A 6,515-nucleotide genomic window follows, 5' to 3' on the forward strand; every position below is an offset into this window, starting at 1 on the left:
GTGGTGGGTGAGGTGGGGGTGGTGGTCGATGAGGTGGTGGTGTTGGAGGGGGTGCGGAGGTCTCTTGCGGGGTTCATGGTGCCGTCGGTGGTGGTGGTGTTGGGGGAGTTTCCGGTGACGGTGCATGGGAAGTTGGATCGTAAAGCCCTCCCGGACGTCAACTTCGAACCTCAATCGCTGCAGTATGTTGCGCCGCGAACGCCGGTCGAGGAGACGGTTGCCGCAATCTTCGATGATCTGTTGGGAACGTCGACGGTGGGCGTGTACGACGATTTCTTTGCCCTTGGTGGGAACTCTCTGAGTGCAGTCAGGTTGGTTGCGCGAGTGAATTCTGTTCTCGGCGAACGGATCGACATCCGCGACGTCTTCGATGCTTCTACCGTTGCAGCGCTGGCCGAGTTGGCGCAGTGTCGCGGAGGAGAGGGGGCCAAGCCGGCGTTGAGGCCGCGGGGTGCGACGACGGATATCCCACTTTCGCCGGCGCAGGAGCGAATGTGGTTTGCGAATCAGTTCGACCCCGAGTCCGCCGCCTACAACGTCGCGTGCGCGTTGAGGCTCGACGGCACAGTGAATCTGAGTGCACTTCACGCGGCATTTGTCGACGTCGTCGAGCGGCACGAGTCCTTGCGCACTGTTTTTCCTCTCACTGACGACGGCCCGCGTCAAGTGATCATGTCTACCTCACAGGTGGTATCGGATCTCGCACCGATACTTGTGCAGGGAGAGGAAGAGCTGCGCGAGCGTTGCCGGCAGATCGTTTCGGATGGTTTCGACGTCATGCAGCAGGTCCCGATGCGCGCCACCTTGTTGCGGCGAGACGACCAGGTCCACTCGCATGTCCTGGTGATCGTGATTCACCACATCGCCGCCGACGGATTCTCCACGGTACCGCTGGCCCGAGATCTCATGAGCGCATACACCTCCCGTGTGAGCGGTGAGGCTCCTCGGTGGGCGCCGCTCGAGATCCAGTACGCCGACTATGCGTTGTGGCAACGTGGTTGGTTGGGTTCGGAATCCGACTCTCGGTCTTTGATCTCGAAACAGCTCGCCTATTGGGTCGAGAATCTTGCGGGTGCACCGGAAGTTCTCGACATTCCGACCGATCGACCGCGCGGTGATGTGCGTTCGCTTCGACGCGGACGGATTCGGTTCGCGTTCAGTCCGGAGGTTCATGCCGGTGTGGTTGCCCTGTCGCGCAAACACAACGCCACCGTCTTCATGGTTGTGCATGCCGCCTTGGCAGTGCTGCTGGCGAGGCTCAGCGATGAGGAGGACGTAGCCGTCGGAACTCCCATCGCCGGGCGTGGGGAGCGCGAACTCGACGACCTGGTGGGCATGTTCGTCAACACGTTGGTCTTGCGCACTGCAGTGGACCGCGGCGCGACTTTCGGGGAGTTCCTCGACCAGGTCCGAGGCGTAGATCTGAGCGCCTTCACTCATGCCGACGTGCCGTTCGAACGAGTCGTCGAGATAGTGAATCCTTCACGTTCGACGGCATACTCGCCCCTGTTTCAAGTCATGTTGGAGTTCCAAGACATCGAGCGACCGACACTGGAACTTCCCGACCTGCAGGTGACCGACGTGGGTGTCGAGATCGACACCATCACCTTCGATCTGCAGTTGACGGTGGCGCAGAACACTGGCACCGCCGGTGAATCGGATGGTATTGGTGCTGAATTCGGATATGCCGCAGATATTTTCGACGAGGAAACAGTAGGGGGCTTCGTCGACCGCCTGCAACGGATTCTCGAGTACGTCACCACGGATCCGCAATCGCGGATCGGAGATATCGATATCCTCGACGCCCGTGAGTCAGCCGAACTGGTACCCGTGCGAGGTGTGATCTCCACCGCTGTTCAAACCCTTCCCGATTTGCTCACGACAGCAACAGATATGGCGACCGCCCAGGATCCCGGCGCCGTCGCGCTGGTGTTCGAGGAACGTGAAGTGACCTATCTCGAACTAGACGCACAGTCGAATCGATTGGCCCGCATGCTGATCGAATCCGGAGTGGGTCCCGAAACGGTGGTGGCGATGTGTCTCCCACGCTCCGTCGAGTCCGTTCTGGCGGTGTGGTCCATTGCCAAGACAGGTGCAGCATTCCTTCCCGTGGACCCGGGACTTCCTGCTGCACGTATCGAGTACATGCTGGGCGACTCCGGTGCAGCGTGGGGGATAACGACCCGAGCTCACCACGCAGCATTGTCCGGCCTCGTGCCGTGGCTGGTCCTCGACGATGCCGGTTTCGAGGAACGGCTGTGGGCGTACTCGCCATCGAAAGTCACCGACGCGGATCGGAAGGCACGGATTCGAATCGACAATCCGGCCTATCTGATCTACACCTCGGGATCAACGGGAACACCCAAGGGTGTGACGGTCACTCATCGCGGGTTGAGCAACTTTGCTCTCCAGGAGCGCGAGACATTCGCCGCCACGACCCGATCCAGAACTCTGCACTTCGCTTCGCCGAGTTTCGACGCTTCGGTTCTCGAACTCATGTTGGCCGTTGGTGCGGGATCCACGATGGTGATCGTGCCACCGACCGTCTACGGCGGGTCGGAGCTGGCGGCGTTACTGGAGCGCGAGCGCGTCACCCATTGTTTTGTGACTCCGGCGGCTTTGGCGTCCGTCGCCCCAGACGGACTCACCACTGTCGGTTGTGTCGTGACAGGTGGGGAGGCCTGCCCGCCGGAATTGGTGGCCCGCTGGGCGCCGGGCAGAAAGATGTTCAACGCCTACGGTCCTACCGAGGCAACTGTGGTGTCGAGCATCAGTGCGGCACTGGCTCCGAACGACCCGGTCACCATCGGCGCACCTACTCGCGGATTCAGCGAGGTAGTGCTGGACTCGCGTCTGAGAGCGGTGCCGGTAGGTGTCGTGGGAGAGTTGTATCTTGCCGGACCGGCTCTCGCTCGCGGCTATCACCGGCGATCCCCGTTGACCGCCACGCAGTTTGTCGCAGATCCCTTCGGTGCGCCGGGAACGCGGATCTATCGCACGGGTGATCGCGTGCGGTGGACGCCCGACCGACAGCTGGAGTATCTCGGGCGCACCGATGCCCAAGTGAAGGTCCGTGGGTTCCGCATCGAACTCGGGGAAGTCGAGGTGGCACTGCAGACGCACCCGCGCGTGGCCCAGGCGGTGACGGGCGTCTGGAACGGCGACGGCAGGGATCGGTTGAACGGCAGGGATCGGTTGATCGGATACGTGGTTCCCGATCGCGGAGCGAGTGTCGATCCGCGAGACGTCCTCGCGCATGCAGGCAAGCGTCTGCCGTCGTACATGGTGCCTGCGGCGGTTGTGGTGCTCGACGCACTTCCGCTGACGGTTCACGGAAAACTGGACCGCGCAGCGCTTCCCGCACCCGATTTCTCGTCCACGGCCACACCCGACCGGACACCGCGAACGGAAACCGAGAATCTTCTTGCCGCTCTGTTCGCGCAGGTTCTCGGCCTGGACACCGTAGGAGTGCACGATTCGTTCTTCGAGTTCGGTGGAGACAGCATCATGTCCATCCAATTGGTGGCCCGCGCTCGCGATGCTGGTGTGATCATCTCGCCCCGAGACGTATTCGACCACAAATCTGTTGCCGCGCTCGCCGAGTCGGCGCACGTGGAGCAGGACGGTCCTGATGTGCTCGCGGAGCTACCGGGGTCCGCTGTCGGAACTGTTCCACTGAGCCCGGTGGCGCAGTGGATGCTCGACCGTAGCAGTGGCGGGCTGCGTGGCGGTGAATTGAAACGGTTCTCCCAGGCGCTCTTGCTGACAGCTCCCGCTGATCTCACCCAGGACCTCCTTGTCCGTGGTGTCCAGGAGTTGCTGGACCGCCACGGAATGCTGCGAGCACGCTTGGACGAGAGCGACCGGGTCATGGAAGTCCTACCACCCGGCTCGATCTCGGCCGAAGGACTGATCCATCGAGTAGCTGTCGGTTCGGTGGACGACGAACGTTTCAGGGCCTTGGCGTCGGGAGAGCTCGAGGCCGCTGCCGACAGCTTGGATGCCGCCGCGGCTGACATGGTGCGCGTGATCTGGTTCGACCTGGTCGACAAACCCGACTTGTCGAACCAGCGGGGCCGACTACTTGTGGTGATTCATCACCTGGTTGTCGACGGCGTCTCGTGGCGCATTCTGGTCACCGACCTGGCGACGGTGACAGCACAACTCCGGGCCGGTGTCACGCCCGAACTGCCACAGATCGGAACGTCGTTCCGGCGGTGGGCGCACGGGCTTGTCGAGCACGTGGGCGATCGGAGCGTCGAACGGGACATGTGGAAAACGATCCTTGACGGCGATGACCCGCTGATCGGTTCGCGCCCACTCGATCCCACGATCGACGTCGACGGCACGGTCGACACCGTCACAGTGGACATCGCGCCTCCAGTGACCAGGAACCTACTCACCACGGTTCCTGCGGCATTTCACGCCGGCGTGAACGACGGACTCCTCACTGCTGTTGCGTTGGCCTCGATGGAGTGGCGACGACGCCGCGGTATGGATACCGCTGCCGCCCTGGTCACGCTCGAAGGACACGGCCGCGAGGAAGGAGCGGTTCCTGGCGCAGACCTCGCGCGCACCGTTGGTTGGTTCACCACGCTCTACCCGGTGCGCGTGGACCTCGGCGGACTCGACGTCGACGACGCACTGGCAGGTGGCGCCGACGCCGGACGGGCTCTCAAAGCCGTCAAGGAATACGTGCGTGCGATCCCCGATCATGGAATCGGATTCGGGATGTTGCGCTACCTGTCGGGCGAGAGCGAACCACTCGGCCGATTCCGTTCTCCTCAGATCAGTTTCAACTATCTGGGCCGGATCAGCTCCTCTGACGGAACACAGGACTGGCTGCCGGTGGAGGGCAATCGAAAGCTCGGCGGAACCCAGAATCGGTCCATGCCTGTGGCGTCCGTGATCGACATCAACGCGGCGGTTGAGGACCATGTCGACGGGCCCTGCCTGACAGCATCTTTCACCTTTCCCCGCGGAGTGCTCGACAGGTCTGACATCGCGGAGTTCGCGGAACTGTGGCGTCGTGCGCTCGACGGACTCACCGCGCACGCGTCGCGACCTGATGCGGGCGGTCTGACGCCGTCGGACATTCCCCTGGTCTCGGTCGACCAACAACAGATCGAACGCTGGGAGAACGACTTCCCCGGATTGCACGATGTCTGGTCGGTGTCGCCCCTTCAGGCCGGGCTGATGTTCCATGCCTCACTGGCGGCTACGTCGACGGACGTCTACACAGCGCAGTTGTGCGTCGAGCTCGAAGGAGCGGTTGATTCCGAGCGTTTGCGCGGCGCTGCTGCCGGACTATTGGCAAACCACCCGAATCTGTGTGCAGCGTTCGTCTACGACGCACACGGCCTACCGGTGCAGTTGATTGTCGACGATGCAGTGATTCCCTGGACCGAGGTCGACCTGAGTGATTGCGGATCGGCAACCGAAGCAGAGCTGGAGCGCCGCCTCGACGAGGATCGCAGTGCACCCTTCGACCTCGCCTCGCCGCCACTGCTTCGGCTGACGTTGCTGCGAACCTCGCCGTCGAGGTGTGTGTTGGTGGTGACAAACCATCACATCGTTCTCGACGGTTGGTCGATGCCGTTGTTGGTGCGCGAACTGCTGATGAGATACGCGGACGACAGTCTCCCGGTCGAGAGCGTCCCGGCCGATCAGCCCCAGACTCCGTCGTACCGCACCTATCTGGAATGGTTGGCGCACCGCGACATCGAGACCTCGCTCGCGGTCTGGGAGGACGCCATGGAAGGCGTCGACGAGCCGACGTTGTTGGCGGCTTCGGCGCCGACCGCCGATCAGGTGGTACCCGAAGAGGTCACCGTCGATCTGCCGGATTCGGTGCTCGACGGACTCGGTGCGCTCGTCCAGCGGAGCGGGATCACGATGAACACGGTGATCCAAGCGGCGTGGGGTGTCCTGTTGTCTCGAATGCTTTCCCGCGACGACGTAGTCTTCGGCGTCACAGTCTCGGGCCGCTCACCTGAATTGCCTGGTGTGGAAAACATGATGGGGCTGCTGATCAACACATTGCCTGTCCGCGTGCAACTGGATCCAGACGAGACGTGTGCACAGCTGTTCGCTCGACTACAAGGCGAGCAGACAGATCTGCTCGATCATCACTATGTCGGACTCGGCGCGATTCAATCTGCCGTAGGGACAGGCAATTTGTTCGACACACTGTCGGTCTTCGAGTCGTATCCAATCGATACCTCGGGGATGGACGGGAACACCGACATAGCCGGTATGCGCGTCACCGCTGTGAATGCCCGCGACGCCACGCATTACCCGCTCACCGTGCTGTCGGTCGCGGAACCGACGCTGCAGGTGAGCCTGCGGTATCAGCCGGCGGCATTCGACCGCGCCGCGGTCGGCACCATTGCACAGCGAATGTCGCTGATTCTTGCCGCCTTTGCAGCGAACGCGGATACACCGGTCGGTGAGGTCGACGTGTTGGTCGCGGGTGAGCGCGGGTTGGTGGTGGGTGGTTGGGATGGTGTGGGGGT

Annotated in this window: 1 protein-coding gene; it reads left to right on the forward strand. The window is 62.5% G+C overall.

The genetic code is table 11. The features are described from left to right. On the forward strand, positions 1 to 6,515 hold a 6,515-nt coding region (locus tag ABX74_RS26010), incomplete at both ends, for a non-ribosomal peptide synthetase (RefSeq protein WP_047890025.1).

The sequence above is a fragment of the Rhodococcus sp. ARP2 genome (genome assembly GCF_001029585.1).
GTDB lineage: Bacteria > Actinomycetota > Actinomycetes > Mycobacteriales > Mycobacteriaceae > Rhodococcus_F > Rhodococcus_F erythropolis.